The organism is Gordonia sp. GONU, assembly GCF_024733855.1.
GTDB lineage: Bacteria > Actinomycetota > Actinomycetes > Mycobacteriales > Mycobacteriaceae > Gordonia > Gordonia amicalis.
Window position 1 is genome coordinate 219,464 of sequence record NZ_JANRHB010000001.1, and the last position, 23,173, is coordinate 242,636.

Consider the following 23,173-nt stretch of genomic DNA (forward strand, 5'->3'; position numbering starts at 1 on the left):
CGACGTTTCATCCAGCACGACAACCGAATACCCCAGCAACACAGGAGGCACCATGCCCAGCACCACCGCCACCGTCGGATCGGCCGTCGGCCTGCACGCCCGGCCGGCCACGATCATCGCCGAGGCCGTCGCCGACTCCGGCAGCACCGTGACCCTCGAACTCGAGGGCGGCGACCCGGTCGACGCCGGTTCGGCACTGATGATCATGACCCTCGGCGCCGAGAAGGGCGCCAAGGTCGTGGTCACCGCCGAGGATCAGGCAGCGCTCGACAAGATCGTCACCCTCGTCGAGACCGATCTGGATGCCGACTGAACGGACGCCGGCTGAGCAGGTCTACACCGTGAGGTCCGCGATCTCGCCCGCGAAAGCGGCCGGGACGCGGACCTTCATGGTGGTGCCCGACTCGGTGTGCTCGGAGTCGAGGACCTCGCCCTCGCTGTGGATCCGCGAGACGATGTCGCCGCGCGAGAACGGCACCTCGATGGTGAGTTCGACGTCCTCGCGGCCCACGAACTCGCGGACCCGGTCGAACAGTTCGGGCAGTCCTTCACCTGTGCGTGCCGAGACGAAGACCGCGTCGACACCCACCGCACCGCGCAGCTCGGTGAGCCGGTTGCCGTCGATCGCGTCGATCTTGTTGATGACCAACAGTTCCGGTGGCGCCTCGACCTTCTCCTCGGCGACGATCTCGCCGATGACCTGACGGACGGCCGAGATCTGTTCCATCGGGAACGGATCCGATCCGTCGACCACATGCAGGAGGAGATCGGCGTCGACGACCTCTTCGAGCGTCGACCGGAACGCCTCGACGAGTTGGGTCGGCAGGTGGCGGACGAAACCGACGGTGTCGGTGAAGACCACGGCCCGGCCGTCGTCGAGGGTGGCGCGCCGGGTTGTCGGGTCGAGCGTCGCGAACAGCGCGTCCTGGACGAGGACACCGGCGCCGGTCATGGCGTTGACGAGACTCGACTTGCCGGCGTTGGTGTAGCCGGCGACCGTGATCGACGGGATCGACGAACGATGGCGCGCCGCACGCTTGGTGGTGCGCGCCTTCTTCATGTCGCGGATCTCGCGCCGCAGCTTGGCCATCCGCTCACGGATGCGGCGACGGTCGGTCTCGATCTTGGTCTCACCGGGACCACGCAGGCCCACGCCGCCGTTGCTGCCGGCACGGCCGCCGGCCTGGCGGGACATCGACTCACCCCAACCACGCAGGCGCGGGAGCATGTACTCCATCTGCGCGAGCGAGACCTGCGCCTTGCCCTCCCGGGATGTGGCGTGCTGGGCGAAGATGTCGAGGATCAGCGCGGTGCGGTCGATGACCTTGACCTTGACGACCTTCTCCAGCGCGGTGAGCTGCGCCGGGGTGAGCTCACCGTCGCAGATGACGGTGTCGGCGCCGGTCGAGAGGACGATCTCGCGGAGTTCGTCGGCCTTGCCGCTGCCGATGTAGGTGGCCGAGTCCGGTTTGGAACGACGCTGGATCACCGCGTCGAGGACCTGCGAGCCGGCGGTCTCGGCCAGGGCCGCGAGTTCGGTCATGTTGGCCTTGGCCGAGGCGGCGCTGCCCTCGGTCCAGACACCGACGAGGACCACCTTCTCGAGACGGAGCTGCCGGTACTCGACCTCGGTGACGTCGGTGAGTTCGGTGGAGAGTCCGGCGACGCGCTGCAGTGACGCGCGCTCGGAGAGTTGGAGTTCGCCGACCGTCGGATCGTCGTCCCGGATGTCACCGGTGCGATCGTCGAGGTCCGCTGAGGAAAGGATCTGTGCTGATGATTCGGTCATACGGGATCCATGGTCTCACGCCCGCCCCCTGCTCAGCACGTGATTATCGGCTCAGCGGTCCCAACCGGGTCGCAGGACACCGTCGGCGACCAGCATGGAGGGGCCGCGCAGGGTGGAGCCGTCGGGCCGGATGGTCACGGTGACCTCGCCGCCCGGGATGCCGATGCGCAGTTCACCGGTGTCCTGACCGCGTGCATCGAGAGCGGCCCGCGTGGCCGCGACCAGGCCCGTTCCGCAACTGCGCGTCTCGCCGACGCCGCGTTCGAAGACCCGCATCCGTGCATACAGCCGCCCGTCGACGTCCTCGACCGGCGGGGTCAGCAGCTCGACATTGGCTCCGTTCGGGAAGTCGCCCGGTTCGATGACCACTCCGGCGGCGAAGTCGACGGCCGCGAGTTCGTCGGCGGTGAGATCGGCGACCACGCACGCCAGGTGCGGGTTGCCGACGTCGACCTTGGCGCCCGGGTAGACGTCGTCGCCGATCCGCACCACCGAGGTGCCGTCGAGGCGCGCGACGCCCATCTCCACGGTGACCTCGGCGTGCACGTCGTCGAAGTGGTGGATGATCACCGGCCGCGCACCGGCGCGCGATCCCACGGTGAAGGCGTCGGTGGCGGTGAGTCCGGTGGCGCGGACGAAGTGGGCGAAGACCCGGACCCCGTTGCCGCACATCTCGGCGATCGAGCCGTCCCCGTTGCGGTAATCCATGAACCAGTCGTCGGCCGCGACCCCGTCGGGAAGGGCGGCGAGGACGCCGCGTTCGACGAGCGCACCCGTGCGCGCCACGCGCAGCAGGCCGTCGGCCCCGATGCCCCGCTGACGATCGCACAGCGCCGCGACCATCTCGGTGTCGAGGGCCAGTTCGGCGGCCGGGTCGGCGAGCACGACGAAATCGTTCTGGGTGCCGTGCCCCTTCACGAAGCGCAGACCGGTCTGGTGGGAACTCACGCGCCCCAGACTACTTGTCACGCAGAGCGTCAGCTGCCGGTGATCTCACACGGCGGCGGCCGCGAGGGCGCGGTCGGCGAGATCGGGGGCGGCGGCGTCGAGCCACACGGCGCGGTGATCGCGCCGGAACCAGGACCGCTGCCTGCGCACGTACCGGCGGGTGCCGATGAAGGTGAGTTCCTCGGCCTGCGCCATGTCGTACTCGCCGTCGAGTGCCGCGAGGACCTGTTTGTACCCGATGGCCTGCGACGCCGTGCGGCCCTCCCGCAGTCCGGCGGCGCACAGGGCCTCGACCTCGTCGGTCAGACCGGTCTCGAACATCAGCCGGGTACGCCGCGCGATCCGGTCGTCGAGTTCGGCGGTCTCCCGGTCGAGCGCGAGAATCGTGGTACCCCAACGGGGTTCACCGATCGTCGGCTGCGATGCCGCAAAAGGCTGCCCGGTCAGTTCGACCACCTCGAGAGCACGGACGACGCGCCGACCGTCGGTGTCGAGAATGGTGGCGGCCGCCGCCGGATCGACCGAGGCGAGCAACCGGTGCATCTCGGCGACACCGCGCTCGGCGAGCATCTCCTCGTAGCGGCCGCGAACCTCGGGATCGGTCGCCGGGAACTGCCAGTTGTCGAGCAGTCCCTGGATGTACATCATCGATCCGCCGACGATCACCGGTATGCGCCCCGCGTGGAGAAGACGCTCCACGTCGGCGGAGGCAGCCTGCTGATACCGGGCGACGGTGGCCACCTCGGTCACGTCGAGGACGTCGATCTGGTGATGCACGATGCCGCGGCGGTCGGCGACGGGCACCTTGGCCGTCCCGATGTCCATGCCGCGGTACTGCTGCATGGCGTCGATGTTGATGATCTCCCCGTCCAGCCGCTCGGCCAGGTCGAGGGCGAGGTCGGATTTCCCGCACGCCGTCGGACCGACGACCATGATCGGCCGCGGCGCCGAGTGATCGCTCATGCCGGATCACCGGTGACGGTCCACGTCGCGACGACGTAGCCGACACCGAACGGCGCGTCGGCGTAGCCCGTCTTCGCGACGAGGGCGGAGCCGGAGTTCTCGACAGCGGCCGCGACGACCTGCCACGCCACCCGGCCGCCGACTCCCTCGTTGTCACAGGGTCCGGCTTCGAGTGCGGCCAGCGTTGCCGTGTCGGCGCCGCCGATCGCGGCGACGATCGCGTCGTTGAGGGCGACCGCGGAGTCCCGTCGACCACCGCCCGGCGCCTTGGGCGTCAGCGCGGTCGAGCCGTCGCCGACCACCAGGAGTCCGACCCGCTCGCGCGAATCGCCCAGCAGCGCGGCGAGATCCGCACCGATCGCGGCGCACTCACGAGGCGTCGTCTCCCGGCCGACGATGAACGCGGTCGTCGGGCCCAGCGACGCCGACTCGCGCAGCCAGGCACCGATCAGCCCCGACAGGCTCATCCGGGGGCCGGTCTCGGCGTCCGGCCCGACACCGCTCAGGCTCACCCGGAGATCGACCCCGAACCGGGCGAAACTGCCCGATTCCGCCTCGTCGACCGGCCCGGTCATCGGCTCGTCGGTCGCACCGACCACGACCCACCTGTCGATCCCGGTCGCCGCGGCGTCGGCGAGGGCATCACCGACCGCCGATCGCACGGGTTCGGTGTCGAACGCCGACGGACCGGTCAACTCGGGTACCAGCAACGGGGCACTCGGTACGAAGACGACGGCCGCAAGCACACCACGACGCTAGTCGAACCGGGCGCGGCCGCCGACGGCCGAACCCCGACACGGATGTCGGCAAGTCGGCACGCACGCCACATGCACGCGCCTGAACTGCTTGAATGGATCCGTACTGTCGGCTGTCGCCGCGGCGTTACGATGCCCGGCGAGAACCGACCCAGCGACCGGCAGCCGTGACGCGCGGCACCAATGAGCGGCAGGACTTGTGCAGATGACCCACCCGACCGATCCCTCCGCGGCCACCCAGGCACCCCAGACGGGCGCGCCGGGGCCGAAGCCCGGACCCAAACCCGGCCCTCGCCCCAAGCCGGGCCCGCGGCCGGGAGCCCACGAACCTGTCGTTCCGCACATCAGCGCCGGCGACCCGCACCGCTACGGCCGGATCGACTCCTCGGGTGTGGTCTGGCTCAAGACCGCCGACGGTGAACGCGAGATCGGCCAGTGGCAGGCCGGCACGATCGAAGAGGGTCTCGCCCACTTCGCGCGCCGTTTCGACGATCTCGCCACCGAGGTCGAGATCCTCGAGGAACGCCTCAGCGCACGCTCGGGTGATCCGCGCAAGGCGCAGGCGGCGGCCAAGCACCTGCTCGACGATCTGCCCAACGCTCATGTCATCGGCGACGTCGCCGCGCTGCAGCGGCGGCTGGAGGCGATCGTGGGCAGCGCCGACGAGGTCGCCGAGTCGCTGCGCGCCGAGCGCGAGAAGACCCGCGCCGCCGCCATCGCCCGCAAGGAGACCCTCGCCACCGAGGCCGAACAGATCGGCGCCGAGGCCACCAACTGGAAGAGCGCCGGCGACCGGCTCCGCGAGATCCTCGACGAGTGGAAGGCGATCAAGGGCATCGATCGCAAGACCGACGACGTCCTGTGGAAGCGCTACGCGAAGGCACGCGATGCCTTCAATCGCCGCCGCGGTGCGCACTTCGCCGAACTCGACCGCGAACGAGCGGGCGCCAAGGAACGAAAAGAGGCGCTGATCGCCCGCGCCGAGGAACTGTCCTCGTCGACCGAATGGGGACCCACCTCGGCGAAGTTCCGCGAACTCCTGGGTGAGTGGAAGGCCGCCGGCCGCGCCCCCCGCGACACCGACGAAGCCCTGTGGCAGCGATTCAAGGCCGCCCAGGACGTCTTCTTCAACGCCCGCAACGCCGCGACCTCCGAACGCGACGCCGAGTTCACCGCCAATGCGACCGCCAAGATCGCGCTGCTCGACGCCGCCGAGCGCGCCATCAACCCGTCCGCCGACCTGGACGGCGCACGCCGTGAGTTCCGGGCGTTCCGAGACAAGTGGGATGAGATCGGCAAGGTGCCGCGCGATCAGATGCACTCGCTGGAGGCACGCGCGCGTGCTCTCGAGAAGCGCATCCGCGACGCCGAGGACGCGCAGTGGCAGCGCACCGACCCCGAGGCCCAGGCACGTGCCGCACAGTTCGCGGATCGCGCCGCACAGTTCGAGGAGCAGGCCCGCAAGGCAGCCGAACGCGGCAAGGACCGCGATGCGGCGTCACTGCGGGAACAGGCCGCACAGTGGCGCGAGTGGGCCGTGGCCGCCCAGAGCGCCGTGACCGACCGCTGACCCTTCGAGACGGCCCTCCGCAGGCTCCGGGCCTCCTCAGGGAGCGGAGCTTACGGCCCTCCGCAGGCTCCGGGCCTCCTCAGGGAGCGGAGCTTACGGCCCTCCGCAGGCTCCGGGCCTCCTCAGGGAGCGGAGCTTGCGGAGCCGATCGTTCAGGACTGGTCGTCGGGGTCCTTGCGGTAGAGCGCGGAGGCGTAGGCCTCCTGCTCGGCGGCCTGCCTGCGACGCTCGGCCTCCATCGCCAGGTGGTAGGACGAACGCGCCCACACCACGCGCGACCAGTGGAAGGTGAGGACGAAGACCGCGATCCAGCCGAGGATCAGACCGACGCCCACACCCGACGGGGGTTCGACGCCACCGACGCCGGGGGTGTTGCGCGACCACCACGCGAGCATGCCCGCCACGCAGGCGATCGCGCAGCCGCACAACGCGATCCACGCCAGAACCCATCGGCGGGTCAGCAGCGCGAGCATCGACATCGCGATGCCGAAGATCGCCACCAGGTAGACGAAGATCTTCGACACGATGGTGACTCGTTCGGCCGCTGCCTCGGGTGTCAAGGACAGCACCTCGAGACCGGTCACGGAGCCCGTGTGCGGCAGGACCAGCGACACCATGGCGAGCAACACGGCGACGGCCACGACGACCGCGCGGGCTCCGGGGTCGATCTCACCGGCCACACGACGCTCCGCCTTGCGGAGATCGCTCTCATACTCCTTGAACGGATCCTCGGACATCGTCATCGCCTCACTTTGTTTCTATCTCGAGTTCGTGCACGCTCAGCCACCGCACGCGCTGCCGCATCCGGCGTCGGCGGTCGCGGGTGCGAGCTCGGGGGGACCAACAGTCGGCAGACCGAGGCCCACCCCGACGGGCGCAGTGGTCGGCGTGCGGCTCTGCTCGTAGGCGTCGCCGGCGCGCGTGCGGCGGTGCGAAAGCACCCCGGCGTCGGCGATCAGGTGGTGCGGCGCGGCCGCGGTCACGACGGTGTGGACCACGTCGCCGGGACGGATACCGGAGGCGACGTCGCCGGGCGCGAAGTGCACCAGACGTCCGTCACGCGCGCGACCGGTCATGCGCCGGGTCTTGGCGGACTTGCGTCCCTCGTCGGCGACGACGAGCAGCTCCACCTCGGTGCCGGTCAGGGATTCGTTCTCGGACAGGCAGATCCGCTCCTGCAGGGCGATGAGGCGTTGGTAGCGCTCGCCGACGACCTCGGCCGGCACCTGGTCGGGCATCGTCGCGGCCGGCGTCCCGGGACGCGGCGAGTACTGGAAGGTGAAAGCGCTGGAGAACCGCGCACGTTCGACGACGTCGAGGGTCGCCTGGAAGTCCTCCTCGGTCTCCCCCGGGAACCCGACGATGATGTCGGTGGTGATCGCCGCATGCGGCATCGCCTCACGGACCTTGTCGAGGATGCCGAGGAATCTGGTCTGGCGGTAGCTGCGTCGCATGGCGCGCAGGATGCGATCGGAGCCGGATTGCAGCGGCATGTGCAGCTGCGGGCACACGTTGGGGGTCTGCGCCATCGCCTCGATCACGTCGTCGGTGAACTCGGCCGGATGCGGCGAGGTGAAGCGGACCCGCTCGAGCCCCTCGATGGTCCCGCAGGCCCGCAGCAACTCGGCGAAGGCGCCGCGGTTGCGGGGCTGGTCGGGATCGGCGAAGGACATGCCGTAGGCGTTGACGTTCTGACCGAGCAGGGTCACCTCGACGACGCCCTGGTCGACGAGCGCCTGGACCTCGGCCAGTACGTCACCGGGTCGTCGGTCGACCTCCTTGCCGCGCAGCGACGGCACGATGCAGAAGGTGCACGTGTTGTTGCAGCCCACCGACACCGACACCCATCCGGAGTAGGCCGAGTCGCGCTTCGCGGGCAGCGTCGAGGGGAATCGTTCGAGGGAGTCGAGGATCTCGACCTGCGCTTCCGCGTTGTGACGGGCACGGTCGAGCAGCGCCGGCAGCGAGCCGATGTTGTGGGTGCCGAACACGACGTCGACCCACGGCGCCTTGGCGACGACGGTGTCCTTGTCCTTCTGCGCGAGGCATCCACCGACGGCGATCTGCATGCCCGGACGGCTGGACTTCACCGGCGCGAGATGCGACAGGTTGCCGTAGAGCTTGTTGTCGGCGTTCTCGCGGATCGCGCAGGTGTTGAAGACGACCAGATCGGCGTCGTCGTCCTCGGCCGCACGGACGTATCCCGCGTCCTCGAGAAGACCGGAGATGCGTTCGGAGTCGTGGACGTTCATCTGGCAGCCATAGGTACGGACCTGATAGCTGCGGGGTGACTGGGCTGATGCAGCCTCGTCAGGCCGATCCGACAACTCGATACTCACTCCTACCAGGGTACGGGGCCCACGCAAATCGCCGATTCGGCGTCACCTGCGCGACTCGATGGCACGTATTTGGTTAGGGTTCACGAATGACCGTTTCGCCGAGCAAGTCCGCGGGCCCAGGGTCCCAGCCGATGATCGCGATGCGCGGGGTGCAGAAGCACTTCGGTTCGCTGCACGTACTCAAGGACATCGACCTCGAGGTTCCCGCCGGACAGGTGGTGGTGGTCCTCGGTCCATCCGGGTCGGGCAAGTCGACGCTGTGCCGGACCATCAACCGGCTCGAGCCGATCGATGAGGGCGAGATCCGGGTCGAGGGTCAGGTCCTGCCGGCCGAGGGCAAGGACCTCGCGCGACTGCGCGCCGATGTCGGCATGGTGTTCCAGTCCTTCAACCTGTTCTCGCACAAGACGATTCTCGAGAATGTGACCCTCGCACCGACGAAGGTGCGCAAGAAGTCCAAGGCCGACGCGGACAAGCGCGCACTCGAACTGCTCGAGCGGGTCGGCATCGCGAGCCAGAAGGACAAGTACCCGGCCCAGCTGTCCGGGGGCCAGCAGCAGCGCGTCGCCATCGCCCGCTCCCTCGCGATGGACCCGAAGATCATGCTGTTCGACGAGCCGACGTCGGCGCTCGACCCGGAGATGGTCAACGAGGTGCTCGACGTGATGGTCTCCCTGGCCAAGGAGGGCATGACGATGCTGGTCGTCACCCATGAGATGGGCTTTGCCCGCAAGGCCGCCGACCGGGTGATCTTCATGGCCGACGGCGCGATCATCGAGGACTCCGAACCCGACACCTTCTTCACCGCCCCCAAGACCGACCGAGCGCGCGACTTCCTCGGCAAGATCCTGGGGCACTGAGATGCGGATGAGCCACACCACACCACACACACATCAACACTTGTCCCGATGGCGTCGTGCCGGCCTGCTTCTCGCGGTCGGGGCACTGCTGACCGGACTGCTGTCGGCCTGCGGGAGCACCGAGCCCCGCAGCCTGCTGAACTCGATCCGCGACGGTTCGGTGGTCCTGGGCGTCAAGTTCGACCAGCCGGGACTCGGGCTCTACGAGCCGAACGGCAACGTCACCGGCTTCGACGCGTCGGTCGCCACGTATGTGGTCAATTCCATAGCCGACGACCTCGGCGTGGACCACCCGGAGATCACCTGGCGGGAAACGCCGTCGGCCCGTCGCGAGGCGATGATCGACAACGGCGAGGTCGACCTCATCGCCGCCACCTATTCGATCAACGCGAGCCGCTCCAAGAAGGTGTCGTTCGGCGGCCCCTACCTACAGACCTATCAGGGTCTGATGGTGCGCGCCGACGACAACTCGATCGACGAACTCACCGACCTGGACAAGGGCAAGAAGCTCTGTTCGGTCACCGGCTCGACATCGGCGCAGAACGTGAAGGCCCAGCTGCCGACGGTCCAGCTGCAGGAGTACGACTCCTACTCGGCGTGTGTCGAGGCGCTGCGCCGAGACAAGGTCGACGCCCTGACGACCGACGAGGCGATCCTCGCCGGTTACGCCAACTTCTGGAAGGACGAGTTCAAGCTCGTCGAGATGACCTACCTCAAGGACGCGTGCGTGAAGGACGCCTTGAAAACGGCCGGCAGTCCGTTCTCGACCGAGCGCTACGGCGTCGGTGTCGCTCTCGGCGACAAAGCCGCCGTGGATGCGATCAACAAGGCCCTCGACGCCATGCTGACCCCGGCCGGGAGCTCTGATGCCGGCCTCGGGGAGTCACCATGGAACGCCGACCTGCGCGAAGCTCTCGGCAACGAGTACGTGGACGAGATCATCGCCCGCGCGGATCGTCCCGGGTCGAAGTTCCCCTACAAACCCGACCCCGGTGACCTCGAATTCCTCGATTCACCATCCAAGCCGTGCCCGCCCGGACTCGAGTGAGAGGAACCATCGATGAATGACGCCTCTCTGTGGGAGAGCATGGGTCCTCAGCTGTGGCCCGCCTTCTGGGTGACCATCCAGCTGACCTTCTACTCGGCGATCGGCTCGCTGGTGTGGGGCACGACCCTCGCCGCGATGCGGGTCTCCCCCGTCCCGGTGATGCGCGGTTTCGCCGGGGTCTACGTGAACGTGGTCCGCAACACCCCGCTGACGCTCGTCGTGCTGTTCTGCGCAATCGGTCTCTACCAGAATCTGGGCCTGACCTTCGCGCCGACGATCAAGTCCAACAACTTCTGGCTCGCGGTGCTCGCGTTCGTCCTCTACACGTCGACCTTCGTCTGCGAGACGCTCCGGTCCGGCTTCAACACCGTGCCCCTGGGACAGGCTGAGGCGGCCCGGTCGCTGGGTCTGTCGTTCACCCAGGTGTTCGGGGTCATCGTGTTGCCGCAGGCGATCCGATCGGTCATCGGCCCGCTGGGCAGCGTCCTGATCGCGCTCACCAAGAACACCACGGTCGCCTCGGTCATCGGTGTCGCCGAGGCCGCGGCTCTCATGAAGACCGAGATCGAGACCTTCTCCGACCAGCTGTTCGTGATCTTCGGCGTCATCGCCGTGGGCTTCATGATCATCACCCTCACCGAGGGGGCCGTCTTCGGCTACCTCGCCAAGCGACTGGCGGTGAAACGATGAGCGCCGAATCGACTGTCCTGTACGACGCACCCGGACCACGCGCACGAGCCCGGAATCGCCTGACGGCGATCCTGTTCATCGCGGTCCTCGCGGCGATCGCGATCTACGTGATCTCCGTACTCGCCGCCAACGAACAGTTCACCGGCGAGAAGTGGAGCCCGTTCGTCACCTGGTCCACCTGGACCGGCTACATCCTGCCCGGCCTGTGGCGCACTCTGGCGGCGGCCGCCGTCTCGATCGTGTTCTCGCTGATCCTCGGCGCCGTCCTCGGCATCGGCCGGCTGTCGGATCATCGCTGGGTACGGGCCGTCTCGGGCGTGTTCGTCGAGGTCTTCCGTGCGATCCCGGTCCTGATCCTGATGGTGTTCACCTGGTTCCTGTTCGCCATCTACGGCATATTCCCGTCGTCGATGCTGGCGTTCGCCGCGGTGGTCACCGGGCTGACGCTCTACAACGGGTCGGTGATGGCCGAGATCCTGCGCTCCGGCATCAACTCGCTGCCGAAGGGCCAGACCGAGGCATCCATGTCGCTCGGTCTGCGCAAGAGCCAGATGATGCGCATCGTGCTGCTCCCCCAGGCGATCACCGCGATGATGCCGGCGCTGATCTCGCAGATGGTGGTGGCACTCAAGGACAGTGCGCTCGGCTACATCATCGGCTACTCGGAGGTCGTGCGCAGCGGCCTGCTGTCGGCCTCCCGCTACGGCAACTACATCCCGGCGCTGATCGTGGTGGCGATCATCATGATCGTCATCAACTTCGGCCTCTCGAACCTCGCGACCTACGTCGAGCGACGTGTGCGTCAGGGTCGGCGGTCGGCCGCCGAGCCGGCCGACCCGGAGAAGACCGAACTGGCCGCGTCGGAGAACCTGCTCTGAAGCGTGCCGTCGGAGTGACGGGGAGAGGCCTCAGGCGTCCTCCAGTGCGCCGAGCGCCTCCCCCACCACGTCGAAGGCCAGCGACTGCGAATAGCCGCGCCGGACAAGGAAACCGACCAGACGACGCAGGGTCTTCTCTCGTTCGGCACGATCGGCGACAACGCGTTCGGCGACCGACGGCGTCAGCTTCCGTGCGACGAGTCCGGCCGCGATCTCGCGTTCGTCGTCGGGATCGATCTCGGCGAGGGTCTCGGCGATGATCGACTCGGAGATTCCCTTGGTCCGGAGCTCATGACGCAGCGCCACGCGTCCCTTTCCGGAGTTCAGGTGGCGGGAGCGTACCCACTCGGCGGCGAAGTCGGTGTCGTCGAGCAACTGGTGCTTGTCGAGTCGCGCCATCACCTCGTCGACGGTGTCCGTGTCGAACCCCTTGCGGGTCAACCGCTCCCGCATCTCGTGCCGTGAACGCGCACGGACCCCGAGCAGTCGCAGTGCAGAGTCCCATGCGCTGGGGCCTCGCCGGTCGGGGTTGTCATCCCGACGCGTGCGCGTCCGTTCGGGGTCCGTCGGTTCGGGGCTTGATGCCTCGTTCATATCGGATCAGGCGGAGCCGATCAGAATTCGACCGGTGCCGGGGCGATGTCGTCGGCGTCGACGGTCGCGCCGATGCCGAGCTTCTCCTTGATCTTCTTCTCGATCTCGTCGCGGATGTCGACGTTCTCGAGCAGGAATTTGCGGGCATTCTCCTTGCCCTGGCCGAGCTGATCGCCCTCGTAGGTGAACCACGAGCCCGACTTACGGATGAAGCCCTCGGCCACACCCATGTCGATCAGTGAGCCCTCCTTGCTGATGCCCTGCCCGTAGAGGATGTCGAACTCGGCCTGCTTGAACGGCGGCGCGACCTTGTTCTTGACGACCTTCACGCGGGTACGGTTACCCACCGCATCGGTGCCGTCCTTCAGGGTCTCGATACGGCGGACATCCAGGCGCACCGACGAGTAGAACTTGAGAGCCTTACCGCCCGTCGTGGTCTCGGGGGAACCGAACATCACGCCGATCTTCTCGCGCAACTGGTTGATGAAGATCGCGGTGGTCTTCGACTGGTTCAGCGCGGAGGTCATCTTGCGCAACGCCTGGCTCATCAGGCGGGCCTGCAGACCGACGTGGCTGTCGCCCATCTCACCCTCGATCTCGGCCTTGGGCACGAGTGCGGCGACCGAGTCGATGACCAGGATGTCGAGCGCGCCGGAGCGGATCAGCATGTCGGCGATCTCGAGCGCCTGCTCACCGGTGTCGGGCTGCGACACGAGCAGGGCGTCGGTGTCGACGCCGAGCTTGGCGGCGTAATCGGGATCCAGCGCATGCTCGGCGTCGATGAACGCGGCGATACCGCCCAGGGCCTGGGCGTTGGCGACGGCGTGCAGCGCGACCGTGGTCTTACCCGAGGATTCCGGACCGTAGATCTCGACGACGCGGCCGCGGGGCAGACCGCCGATACCGAGGGCGACGTCGAGTGCGATCGAACCGGTCGGGATGATCTCGATCGGCTGGCGGGTCTCCTCGCCCAGGCGCATCACCGAGCCCTTGCCGAAGTTCTTGTCGATCTGGGCGAGGGCCAGATCGAGGGCCTTCTCACGGTCTTGAGGCGCAGGTGCCATGGGAGTTCTCCTCGGTTGTGAGCCGGATTTCCGGCGGGTGGTCGGTGCGGTCCGGGCGTTCATGTCTGAAAGGTATCGCGTGGGTCCGACAAGTCTCGGTGGCCCTCCCCGGGCCCGACACTGCTTCCCGATCCCCATATCTCAGACGCGGCGGCGGTCCGTACGGTTCCGTCTGATCACCAGGATGAACGAACAGGTGTTCGATGGCAAGTGTGACACGCGGGGTATGTCACCAACGCCGTCGCGGTACGTCGAAGTCGCGGCAGATGGCGACCCAGACGTCGCGCGGGTCGACCCCGTCGTCGATCGCCTGCGCCCCGGTGCGTCCACCGAATTCGGTGAGCACGTGGTCGACCAGAATCGAATCCGCCCTGGACACACCGAATTCGGTGGTCATCAGTTCGTTGAACTCGGTCAGGCGCACGGCCCCACCCTACGGAACGCGGCACGGTCCAGGACGGCGTGGGCCACCGCCACCGGGTCGACGGTGTCGGCACCGCTCGCCCCGATCCGCCGTGCGCTCCGGGCGTACTCCGGGTCGTCGAGAACGGTGCGGACGGCATCGGCGACGGCCTCGACCGTCAGCGGGCGGACCAATCGGCCGGCACCCGCGCGCCGGAGACGGTTCGCCAGCTCCCACTGGTCGCCGCCGCCGGGCACCGCGACGACCGGAACCCCGGCGCTCATCGCCTTGGCCAGGATCCCGTGGCCGGAGCCGCAGATCAGTACCTGCGCGTCGGCCAGCACCTCGTCCTGCCGTCCCAGCCCTGCGGTGATCGGGGCCGGGGCATCGCCGAAGCGGGCGAGATCCGCGGTGGACGGACGATGCAGCCCGGAGACCACCACCCGGACACGACGGCCCAGAACCCGCTCGGACAGCGCCTCGAGGACCACACCGACCATGTCGGGGGCGCCGGTCTGCGCCGTCGACGGGGCGAGCACCACCAGCGGTGCATCGCCGTCGGGACGGTCGAAGAGGTCGTCGGTGGGTTCCCACAGGAGCGGACCGATGAGATGGGTGTCGGCCGGCCAGTCGGGCCGCGGCACCTCGAGACCCGGCAGCGTCGCCACGAATCGCGCGCACGGACCACCGTCGAGCGCCGGGAGACCGATCGACAGCCGTGCCGCAGCACGCTGCCGTTCACCTTTGCGAATGGAGGTCGCGGTCGCGGCACGCATCAGCGTGTCCCGAACGCGACCGCGGATGCCGGTTCCCGGGGCGAGCCCCGAACCGATCGGCGGCAGGCCGCGAGACGGCATGTACAGCGGGTGCGGCGACAGCTCGATCCACGGAAGGCCCCGGAGCTGCGCGGCCCATCCCCCACAGACCGTGATGACGTCGGAGACGACGAGATCGGCACCGGACTCCGCCAGCAGGGGCGCGAGCAGATCGGCCATGCGCGCCGCGCGGCCGCTGAGTTTGTCCCCGGCGTCGGCGTCGTCGTCGACGTCCGTGGCCGCGAGACCCGGGAGCTCGGCGATGTCGATGCCACGACGACGCGCGGCGGCCGACCAGTTCAGTCCGGTGTGGACAGTGGCCCGATGCCCGGCCGCGGTGAACCGCTCGGCGAGGGCGAACGCCGGAAAGGCATGTCCCGCATCGGAACCCGCGACAAGTGCAACATGCACGTGCCGCGGATCAGTTCTGCGCGGGCGGCTCGGTGGTCGGCGGGGTGGCCTGCGTCGCCGGCTGACCCTTCTGCAACGGCGGAGCGGTGGCACCCGCGGACGGCAGGGCGTCGCCGCGCATACTGGCGCGGATCTGCTCCAGGCGCGAATGACCGGCCATCTGGATGCCCGCCTGCTCGACCTCCTGCATGCGGCCCTGGACCGAGTTCTTGGCCAGCTCGGCCGAACCGAGGGCGTTGGCGTAGCGGCGCTCGATCTTCTCGCGGACCTGGTCGAGACTCGGGGTGTTGCCGGGCACCGACAACTCGCTCATCTGGTTGAGCGATGCGCTGACCTGCTCCTGCATCTTGGCCTGCTCGAGCTGGCTGAGCAGCTTGGAACGCTCGGCGAGTTTCTGCTGGAGGATCATCGCGTTGCGCTCGACGGCCTTCTTGGCCTGGTCGGCGGCCTGCAGCGACTGGTCGTGCAGGGACTTGAGGTCCTCGACGCTCTGCTCGGCGGTCACGAGCTGCGCCGCGAACGCCTCGGCGGCGTTCGTGTACTCGGTGGCCTTCTGGGTGTCGCCGGCGGCAGCGGCCTGGTCGGCCAGCGTCAGTGCCTGGCGGGTATTGGCCTGCAGACGCTCGATGTCCTCGAGCTGCCGGTTGAGCTTCATCTCGAGCTGTCGCTGGTTGCCGATGACCGAGGCGGCCTGCTGCGACAACGCCTGATGCTGACGCTGGGCATCTTCGATCGCCTGCTGGATCTGGACCTTCGGGTCGGCGTGTTCGTCGATCTTCGCGTTGCCGAGTGCCGTCAGGTACCGCCACAACTTCACGAACGGGTTCGCCATGCTCTACGTCACTCCATTCAGGGGTTTGAGAGAACTGTGCAGACCAATTTAGTGGCTGCGGGTTCCCGATAGTGCCGCAGCACTCAAATGGTCATTCGGACGACGTGCATCAGGCGGCCGCGAGCGCCGTCGCGTCCCGGCGTCCGGCGGGTGCGGGAATGACCACCTTGGTCGCGGTGAGACCGGCCTCGGCGACCTCGGGGGTCATGGTCTCGGCCGGACGCATCGCGTTCCCGACGTCGAGGAGGAGGTCGGCGATCTCCACGTCGAGTGCATCGCAGATGGCCGCGAGTAGTTCGCTCGAGGCCTCTTTCTGACCGCGCTCGACCTCGGAGAGGTAGCCCAGGCTCACGCGTGCACCGGTGGACACCTCACGCAGGGTCCGGCCTTGCTGCGTGCGGACCCGACGCAGGCTGTCGCCGAGCGCCTCACGTAAGAGCATCGCCATCGAGTCTCCTCTCCCTGTCCACTCCTCGGCCAACGCCTCACGCAGCCGGATCGTTCCCCGGCCGCGGTTCCACCGACAGTAGTCGAACTCAGCGCCCCGCGCCGGTTCCTCCCACGGCCCGTCGCGTCTGCGGTGCCGGCTCTGGATCGGGGGTGCCGGGGCGGGAACCGCCGGCGGACCTTACCTTGATCGCCTGCCAGGTGTAGTCGAGGCCGGTGTAGATGGTGACGACCACCGCGAGACCCATCACGATGCCGGCGGCGATGTCCCAACCGCCGCCGAGGGGCGCAAGGTACAGGCCGATGGCGACCGCCTGCAGCAGCGTCTTGAGTTTTCCGCCGCGACTGGCGGGGATGACCTTGTGCCGCAGCACCCAGAAGCGCAGCGCGGTGACCCACAGTTCGCGCGCGATGATGACCGCGGTGACCCACCAGGGCAGGATGCCGAGGATCGAGAGTCCGACGAGCGCACCACCGATCAGGGCCTTGTCCGCGATCGGGTCGGCCATCTTGCCGAAGTCGGTGATCAGGCCGCGCTCGCGGGCGATGCGGCCGTCGTACCGATCGGTCAGGGCCGCGACGGCGAAGACGACCGTCGCCACCGTGCGCCACAGCGTGGACTCCCCGGACTCGAGGAACAGCACCGTCAGGAACACCGGAACCAGGAGGATCCGGAAGACGGTCAGGGCATTCGCGATGTTGACGACCGGGACCGGGTCGACGGGATCGGTGATGTGGTCCGGCCCGCGGCCCACATTTGCGATACCTTTTTCGTCGACGGCCCGCCGAATGCGATCGGTCATGAGCACACCCCCGAGCGCGGACAGGTTCCGCGATACACGGGAATTCTCGTACTCACACCCCACAGGGTATCGGTCCACGCCCCGCGGAAGGTCACCCGGGCCGCTACGCGCCCCGACATCACCGTGGGGCGCACGACCTCACAGGACTAAGGTGAGTTCCCATGTCCCCCGTCTCCCCGGAGCCCGCCCAACCCGAGTCCGCGGCGGATCCCGTTGCGCCCGAACCGACTACTCGGGACATCGCCGTCCGGCGCGCGCGTACGTCGGACGTACCGCGCATCAAGGAACTCATCGACAAGTACGCGGGCAGGATCCTCCTGGAGAAGAACCTCGTCACCCTCTACGAGTCGGTCCAGGAGTTCTGGGTCGCCGAAGTCGACGGGCTGGTCGTGGGATGTGGTGCGCTCCACGTACTGTGGGCCGATCTCGGCGAGGTTCGCACGGTCGCGGTCGATCCCGTGTTCTCCGGACGTGGCATCGGGCACAAGATCGTCGGCCGGCTGATGGAGATCGCCCGCGAACTCGAACTGGCCCGCGTCTTCGTGCTGACCTTCGAGACGAGCTTCTTCGCCAAGCACGGCTTCCGCGAGATCGAGGGCACCCCGGTCACGCGCGAGGTGTTCGAGGAGATGTGCCGCTCGTACGACACCGGTGTCGCGGAGTTCCTCGACCTGAGTTACGTCAAACCCAACACCCTGGGGAACACCAGGATGCTGGCCACCATCACCCAGGAGTGAACCGATGCCCTATTTCGCCGTCCAGTACACCTACCGTCCGGCCAAGGCCGCGCTCCGCGACCAGCACCGGCCGCTTCATCGGCAGTGGCTCGGCGAGGAGAACACCGCGGGAAACGTGCTCATCGCGGGACCGTACCCGGACGGGTCGGGCGCGCTGATCATCATCAGCGCGGCCGACCTCGAGGCCGCCGAGGCGTTCCTCGCCAACGACCCGTTCCAGGCGCACGAGGCGGTCGACGCCGTACGGATCGACGAGTGGACCCAGGTCTTCGGACCGTTCTGACCCCTGCCGCTAACTCTTCGACACCGCCGACCTGCTCTTGACCAGGCTTGCGACGGTGGTGATCACCAGGACACCGACGATCACCGACAACGACATCGGCGTCGAGATCTCCGGGACGCTTACATGCTCACCGCCGTTGACGAACGGCAGGGTGTTCTCGTGCAGCGCGTGCAGGACGAGCTTCGCACCGATGAACGCAAGGATGATCGACAGGCCGATCGACAGGTACACCAGCCGGTCGAGCAGCCCGCCGAGCAGGAAGTACAGCTGACGCAGGCCCATCAGCGCGAAGGCGTTGGCGGTGAACACCAGGTACGGCTCCTGGGTCAGGCCGTAGATCGCCGGGATCGAGTCGAGGGCGAAGAGCACGTCGGTGAACCCGATGACGATGAGGACCATCAGCATCGGCGTCGCGAGACGCTTGCCGTTGACGCGGGTGAACAGCTTGTCGCGGTCGTAGGAGTCATGGGTGCGCAGGAACCGCTTGACGAACCGCTCGAGGCGACTCTCCCGCTGTTCCTCGTGCTCCACGGGGTCGTCGCTCTCCCGGACGAGCTTGACGGCGGTGAAGATCAGGAACGCGCCGAACAGGTAGAACACCCAGCTGTAGGCGTTGATCGCGGCGGCGCCGACGGCGATGAAGATGCCGCGCATGCCCAGCGCCATGACGATGCCGAGCAGCAGCACCTTCTGCTGATACTCACGAGGCACCGCGAACTTCGCCATGATGATGACGAACACGAACAGGTTGTCCACCGAGAGCGCCTTCTCGGTCACGTAGCCGGCGAAGTACTCGCCGCCGAACGTCGATCCCCACTTCCACCAGACGAACAGCCCGAACACGATGGCGAGCGCGATGTACACCGCCGACCAGGTGCCCGATTCCTTGAGCGACGGGGCGTGCGGCACGCGCACGTGGGAGAAGAAGTCGAACACGAACAATCCGAGGATCACCGCAACAGTGATCAGCCACACGGATACAGAGACATCCACAGCATTCCTCCAGCAGGCAGCATAAGCTGACGAGCCAGAGGTCTCTCCCGCCGAGATGGCGGCCGACGCTCCGGGCCAGGGTTGCGACGATGATCGGCATCATCGCGGGCCCTGACCGTATTGACGGAGACGCCGCGTCGGGGATACTCCCCTCATGGATCTGCCGTCACTTTAGTACAGGCTGTAGTAGTTCCGCAGAAACCTCAGGTCAGAGAGTTCTTCAGTCTCCCGATCCGTCCGTTTCGTCTCCACCGCCGGTGATCGAGGCGATCACGCCCGCGAGATCGTCGGGCTTGACGAGCACCTCGCGCGCCTTGGAACCCTCGCTGGGTCCGACGACGCCGCGGGTCTCCATGAGGTCCATCAGGCGCCCCGCCTTCGCGAAGCCGACCCGCAGCTTGCGCTGCAGCATCGACGTCGACCCGAACTGGCTGGAGACGACGAGTTCGATCGCCTGCAGCAGGTCGTCGAGGTCGTTGCCGATGTCGCTGTCGATGTCCTTCTTCTCGCCGGCCTTCGCCGCGGTGACACCCTCGGTGTACTCCGGCTCGGCCTGCTCCTTGGTGAAGTCGACGACGGCCGCGATCTCCTCGTCGGAGATGTAGGCGCCCTGCATGCGGATCGGCTTGTTGGCGCCCATCGGCAGGAACAGGCCGTCACCCATGCCGATGAGCTTCTCGGCGCCCGGCTGATCGAGGATGACGCGCGAGTCGGTCAGCGACGACGTGGCGAACGCCAGGCGCGATGGCACGTTGGTCTTGATCAGACCGGTGACGACGTCGACCGACGGACGCTGCGTCGCGAGGACCAGGTGGATGCCGGCGGCGCGCGCCTTCTGCGTGATGCGGACGATCGCCTCTTCCACGTCGCGCGGCGCGGTCATCATCAGGTCCGCGAGTTCGTCGACGATGGCGAGGATGTACGGGTACGGCTTGTACACCCGCTCGCTGCCGAGCGGAGTGGTGATCTCGCCGGAGCGCACCTTCGCGTTGAAGTCGTCGATGTGACGCACCCGCGACGCCTTCATGTCCTGGTAGCGCTGCTCCATCTCCTCCACCAGCCATGCGAGGGCGGCGGCCGCCTTCTTGGGCTGGGTGATGATGGGGGTGATCAGGTGCGGGATGCCCTCGTAAGGCGTGAGTTCCACCATCTTCGGGTCGATGAGGATCATCCGGACCTGCTCCGGGGTGGCGCGGCTCAGGAGTGACACCAGCATGGAGTTGACGAAGCTCGACTTACCGGAGCCGGTCGAACCGGCGACGAGCAGGTGCGGCATCTTCGCCAGGTTCGCGCTGACGAAGTCGCCCTCGATGTCCTTGCCCAGACCGATCACGAGCGGATGCTTGTCCTTGCGGGTCGACGACGCGCTGAGGACGTCGGCCAGGCGGACCATCTCACGATCGGCGTTGGGTACCTCGATACCGACCGCGGACTTGCCCGGGATCGGCGCGAGCAGGCGGACGTTGTCGGTGGCCGCGGCGTAGGCGATGTTGCGCTGGAGCGCGGTGATCTTCTCGACCTTCACGCCCGGTCCCAGCTCGACCTCGTACCGGGTGACCGTCGGTCCGCGCGTGTAGCCGGTGACCGCGGCATCGATCTTGAACTGTTCGAGGACACCGGTCATCCGGTCGATCATCTCGTCGTTGGCGCTGGTCCCGGCCTTCGGCGGGTCGCCTTCGAGCAGCAGATGCGGGGGCGGCAGCAGGTAGTCGCCCTCGGCAGCCGGGGCCGCCGGTGAGAAGGCCTCCTCGTCGTCGAGGTCGGGTTCGGGCTCGGGTGCCGGTTTGGGTGCCGGTTTGGGTGCCGGACGCGCGGCGGGCGTCGTGCGGCGAGCAGCCGGACGGGCCGGGGGGTCGATCACCTCGGTCATCTGCTCGTCGGGGGCGTTGTCCCCGAACGGCTCGGTGAACGCATCGGCGAAGTTCTCGGTGACCGCGTCTTCGATCGGTTCCTCGGCGACCTTGGCCGGCTTGCGCCGCGACCGACTCGAGGGCCGCGACGGGGTCTCGTCGGGCGGGTAGTTGTCGTACGGGTTCGACGAGTACGAGCGACGAGTCGCCCGGGAGCCGTAGGTGTCCGCGTCATCGTCGTCGGCATCGTCCGCTGCGGGATCCCTGAAGTCGGGATCCTCGTAGTTCTCCGCGTCCTCGTCCCAGTCGAGGTCGCCCTCCCACGGCGCGCCGTCGGCACCGGGCACGCCCAGGCCGAGGTATCCGGCGGCGGCGTCGACGACTTCGCGCACGGTCCGACCACTGAGGATCAGCACACCGAAGGCCATGCACAGCAACAGGATCGGGACGGACACCCAGGCGGTGACCCCCGCGGTGAGCGGCGTGCCGATGGCGAAACCGACGAAGCCCGCCGCCGCCGAACGGCCCGGCAGATCCAGCGGTGCACCGGCGATCAGATGCATGATGCCGAGCAGGGGAAGCACGACGAGGGAGCCACCGCCGAGGTAGCGCCCACGGCGTTCGGGTGCGGCCGGACGCCGCATCAGCATGATCGCGACAACGACGAGCGCGACCGGCATCACGACGGCCGCGGACCCGACGATCGCGCGGATCAACGCCTCGATGAACGCACCGACCGGCCCGGCGGCACCGAACCACACACTGGCCGCGACCAGGAGTCCCAACCCGAGCAGGCCGAGCGCGACGCCGTCCCGGCGATGACTATGGCCCTGACCGCGCGGACCCACCACGTCCGCGTCGACATCGTCGTACTCGGCGTCGTCACCGTCGACGGCATCCAGATCGAAATCGTCGTCGTCGAACGGACGCGACTCGGTCCGCGGTCCGCGGCCGACTCCGGAACCCACGCGGGCCGCGCTGCCGACACCACGAGCGAACAGTGACCAGCCGGCTCCGATCCCCTTCCCCACCGCGGAGGCGCCGGCGGCGGCGACCGAACGGCGGTGGAGATCGACCGATTCGGCGGAGGCCGACGTGTTCCGGCGGCGCGGCGTCGCGGTGGCGGACTGCCGTGTGCGGGATTTGCCGCTGCCGGTGGATCGGTTCGACGCGCGCGACGATCCGGCTTTGCCCGCGCCGGAGCGGGTGGAACCGGAGCGTGTCCCGGCCGACTTGCTCGCGCCCGAACGTGCCGCCGAACCCGTCGACCGTCCGGCACTTTTCGCACCCGAGCGAGTGCCGGATGCCCGCGACCCAGACGCGGACGTGCGCGTACCCGTGCTTGCCTTCGAAGCCATACCGACAGACTAGTCGGCAGAGTTCACTTCAGTCACATGGGCAACACCGATAACGGCGCCGTGTCGAAGTTGTTACCCGGTCGCATCGGGACACGCCCTAGAGGCCGTGAGAACTCTCACGAACCGCGGCGATCGCGTCCGCATCGCCGTCGAAGGTCACGGCGACGGGTGCCCGTCCGAACGCGAACAGGACGAGCTCACCGATCGACCCGGTGACCACGACGTCCTTCCCGGAGCCGACGGTCAGGAGGTCCTCACCGGCGGTCGTGCGGAGGGTGACGCGTGCGGGGATCTTCTTGAGCGTCATCCTGCCCATCGAGGTGGCCGGACCGCGCAGCTCGGCCTCGAGTTCGGGTGACAGCATCCGCGGCGTCCAGCGGCCCGCCGGGTCCGCTCCCCCGCGCAGCACGTCCTCGTGGTGGACGAACATCTCGGCGAGATTGGCGAACCGGTCGACGAGCTTGAACGGTGAGTAGACCGGCGGACCCGAGGCGAGTTCGTCGAGCAACTCGTCGAAGTCCCGCCGAGCGGCCTTGGTCCGCACCTTCTCGGTGTATCCGGCGAACGCCGGGATCAGGATGCCCGGCCCGGTGTCGGGGCGTCGTTCGCGAACGACGAGATGAGCCAACAGATCGCGGGTGGTCCAGCCCTCACAGAGGGTGGGCGCGTCCGGGCCCACCTTCTTCAGGGTCTCGACGAGAGCCGCTCGTTCCTCCTGTGCACCTGTCACCCCGTCCACAGTA

At 68.0% G+C, this 23,173-nt stretch carries 24 protein-coding genes; 8 read left to right on the forward strand and 16 right to left on the reverse strand.

The annotated features are described in order from the left end of the window. Positions 1-52: 52 nt before the first annotated feature. Positions 53-313, forward strand: coding sequence for an HPr family phosphocarrier protein (locus tag NWF34_RS00980; protein WP_006436465.1), 261 nt, complete (start codon positions 53-55; stop codon positions 311-313). Between the two features lie 21 nt (positions 314-334). Here NWF34_RS00980 and hflX read toward each other — a convergent pair whose 3' ends face one another. From hflX to NWF34_RS01000, 4 genes are read right to left on the reverse strand one after another with little or no spacing between them, the layout of a single operon-like run. Beyond that, a complete protein-coding gene (gene hflX / locus NWF34_RS00985; RefSeq protein ID WP_024498492.1) occupies positions 335-1,789 on the reverse strand; it encodes a GTPase HflX in 1,455 nt (484 codons plus the stop codon). A 51-nt stretch (positions 1,790-1,840) separates the two neighbouring features. Further along, positions 1,841-2,737 carry a diaminopimelate epimerase gene (gene dapF / locus NWF34_RS00990; RefSeq protein WP_024498491.1) on the reverse strand — a complete coding sequence of 299 codons (897 nt, stop codon included), beginning with the start codon at positions 2,735-2,737 and terminating at the stop codon, positions 1,841-1,843. A 45-nt stretch (positions 2,738-2,782) separates the two neighbouring features. Then, entirely contained in the window at positions 2,783-3,700 is a 918-nt protein-coding gene (miaA, locus tag NWF34_RS00995) for a tRNA (adenosine(37)-N6)-dimethylallyltransferase MiaA (protein WP_024498490.1), read from the reverse strand. Then, a complete protein-coding gene (locus NWF34_RS01000; protein ID WP_024498489.1) occupies positions 3,697-4,446 on the reverse strand; it encodes a hypothetical protein in 750 nt (249 codons plus the stop codon). The genes miaA and NWF34_RS01000 overlap by 4 nt, the downstream gene beginning before the upstream one ends. Positions 4,447-4,660: 214 nt before the next feature. Between NWF34_RS01000 and NWF34_RS01005 the strand changes: the two genes are divergently transcribed. Further along, entirely contained in the window at positions 4,661-6,025 is a 1,365-nt protein-coding gene (locus tag NWF34_RS01005) for a DUF349 domain-containing protein (protein ID WP_024498488.1), read from the forward strand. 152 nt (positions 6,026-6,177) lie between these two features. On the opposite strand, the gene NWF34_RS01010 is transcribed toward NWF34_RS01005, so the two are convergent. Together NWF34_RS01010 and miaB are read right to left on the reverse strand one after the other, a co-directional pair. Further along, on the reverse strand, positions 6,178-6,768 hold the full coding sequence (locus NWF34_RS01010) for a hypothetical protein (RefSeq protein ID WP_096273859.1): 591 nt from the start codon (positions 6,766-6,768) through the stop codon (positions 6,178-6,180). Between the two features lie 36 nt (positions 6,769-6,804). Beyond that, the gene (gene miaB, locus NWF34_RS01015; protein ID WP_024498486.1) at positions 6,805-8,352 is read right to left on the reverse strand and encodes a tRNA (N6-isopentenyl adenosine(37)-C2)-methylthiotransferase MiaB; all 1,548 of its coding nucleotides are present in this window, start codon (positions 8,350-8,352) and stop codon (positions 6,805-6,807) included. A 143-nt stretch (positions 8,353-8,495) separates the two neighbouring features. On the opposite strand from miaB, the gene gluA reads away from it, so the two are divergent. From gluA to NWF34_RS01035, 4 genes are read left to right on the forward strand one after another with little or no spacing between them, the layout of a single operon-like run. Beyond that, entirely contained in the window at positions 8,496-9,224 is a 729-nt protein-coding gene (gene gluA / locus NWF34_RS01020) for a glutamate ABC transporter ATP-binding protein GluA (protein WP_024498485.1), read from the forward strand. A gap of 7 nt (positions 9,225-9,231) precedes the next feature. Continuing rightward, positions 9,232-10,272, forward strand: coding sequence for a glutamate ABC transporter substrate-binding protein (locus tag NWF34_RS01025; RefSeq protein ID WP_236577606.1), 1,041 nt, complete (start codon positions 9,232-9,234; stop codon positions 10,270-10,272). Between the two features lie 12 nt (positions 10,273-10,284). Then, on the forward strand, positions 10,285-10,962 hold the full coding sequence (locus tag NWF34_RS01030; protein ID WP_024498483.1) for an amino acid ABC transporter permease: 678 nt from the start codon (positions 10,285-10,287) through the stop codon (positions 10,960-10,962). Further along, positions 10,959-11,840 (forward strand): amino acid ABC transporter permease, encoded by an 882-nt coding sequence (locus NWF34_RS01035; protein WP_024498482.1) that lies wholly within the window; start codon positions 10,959-10,961, stop codon positions 11,838-11,840. The genes NWF34_RS01030 and NWF34_RS01035 overlap by 4 nt, the downstream gene beginning before the upstream one ends. A gap of 30 nt (positions 11,841-11,870) precedes the next feature. On the opposite strand, the gene NWF34_RS01040 is transcribed toward NWF34_RS01035, so the two are convergent. The 7 genes from NWF34_RS01040 to pgsA all read right to left on the reverse strand — a co-directional run bounded on the left by NWF34_RS01040 (position 11,871) and on the right by pgsA (position 17,209). Next, a complete protein-coding gene (locus NWF34_RS01040) occupies positions 11,871-12,434 on the reverse strand; it encodes a regulatory protein RecX (protein ID WP_024498481.1) in 564 nt (187 codons plus the stop codon). A 20-nt stretch (positions 12,435-12,454) separates the two neighbouring features. Continuing rightward, positions 12,455-13,498, reverse strand: coding sequence for a recombinase RecA (gene recA, locus NWF34_RS01045; RefSeq protein WP_006436452.1), 1,044 nt, complete (start codon positions 13,496-13,498; stop codon positions 12,455-12,457). A 229-nt stretch (positions 13,499-13,727) separates the two neighbouring features. After that, the gene (locus NWF34_RS01050) at positions 13,728-13,922 is read right to left on the reverse strand and encodes a DUF3046 domain-containing protein (protein ID WP_006436451.1); all 195 of its coding nucleotides are present in this window, start codon (positions 13,920-13,922) and stop codon (positions 13,728-13,730) included. Continuing rightward, a complete protein-coding gene (locus NWF34_RS01055; protein WP_024498480.1) occupies positions 13,913-15,127 on the reverse strand; it encodes a glycosyltransferase in 1,215 nt (404 codons plus the stop codon). The genes NWF34_RS01050 and NWF34_RS01055 overlap by 10 nt, the downstream gene beginning before the upstream one ends. A gap of 10 nt (positions 15,128-15,137) precedes the next feature. After that, positions 15,138-15,959 (reverse strand): phage shock protein PspA, encoded by an 822-nt coding sequence (gene pspA, locus NWF34_RS01060; protein WP_006436449.1) that lies wholly within the window; start codon positions 15,957-15,959, stop codon positions 15,138-15,140. 109 nt (positions 15,960-16,068) lie between these two features. After that, the gene (locus NWF34_RS01065; protein WP_006436448.1) at positions 16,069-16,407 is read right to left on the reverse strand and encodes a helix-turn-helix domain-containing protein; all 339 of its coding nucleotides are present in this window, start codon (positions 16,405-16,407) and stop codon (positions 16,069-16,071) included. A gap of 88 nt (positions 16,408-16,495) precedes the next feature. Further along, positions 16,496-17,209 carry a CDP-diacylglycerol--glycerol-3-phosphate 3-phosphatidyltransferase gene (pgsA, locus tag NWF34_RS01070; RefSeq protein ID WP_024498479.1) on the reverse strand — a complete coding sequence of 238 codons (714 nt, stop codon included), beginning with the start codon at positions 17,207-17,209 and terminating at the stop codon, positions 16,496-16,498. Between the two features lie 161 nt (positions 17,210-17,370). Between pgsA and NWF34_RS01075 the strand changes: the two genes are divergently transcribed. Both NWF34_RS01075 and NWF34_RS01080 read left to right on the forward strand, forming a co-directional pair. Next, the gene (locus tag NWF34_RS01075; protein WP_024498478.1) at positions 17,371-17,946 is read left to right on the forward strand and encodes an amino-acid N-acetyltransferase; all 576 of its coding nucleotides are present in this window, start codon (positions 17,371-17,373) and stop codon (positions 17,944-17,946) included. Between the two features lie 4 nt (positions 17,947-17,950). After that, positions 17,951-18,229 carry a YciI family protein gene (locus NWF34_RS01080; RefSeq protein WP_024498477.1) on the forward strand — a complete coding sequence of 93 codons (279 nt, stop codon included), beginning with the start codon at positions 17,951-17,953 and terminating at the stop codon, positions 18,227-18,229. A 9-nt stretch (positions 18,230-18,238) separates the two neighbouring features. Here NWF34_RS01080 and NWF34_RS01085 read toward each other — a convergent pair whose 3' ends face one another. The 3 genes from NWF34_RS01085 to NWF34_RS01095 form a co-directional block, all read right to left on the reverse strand. Further along, entirely contained in the window at positions 18,239-19,222 is a 984-nt protein-coding gene (locus NWF34_RS01085; RefSeq protein ID WP_024498476.1) for a TerC family protein, read from the reverse strand. A 220-nt stretch (positions 19,223-19,442) separates the two neighbouring features. Beyond that, complete coding sequence (locus NWF34_RS01090; RefSeq protein WP_035760355.1) at positions 19,443-22,430, reverse strand: DNA translocase FtsK; 2,988 nt, start codon at positions 22,428-22,430, stop codon at positions 19,443-19,445. A gap of 97 nt (positions 22,431-22,527) precedes the next feature. Then, the gene (locus NWF34_RS01095; protein ID WP_024498473.1) at positions 22,528-23,160 is read right to left on the reverse strand and encodes a TIGR03085 family metal-binding protein; all 633 of its coding nucleotides are present in this window, start codon (positions 23,158-23,160) and stop codon (positions 22,528-22,530) included. Positions 23,161-23,173 lie beyond the last annotated feature (13 nt).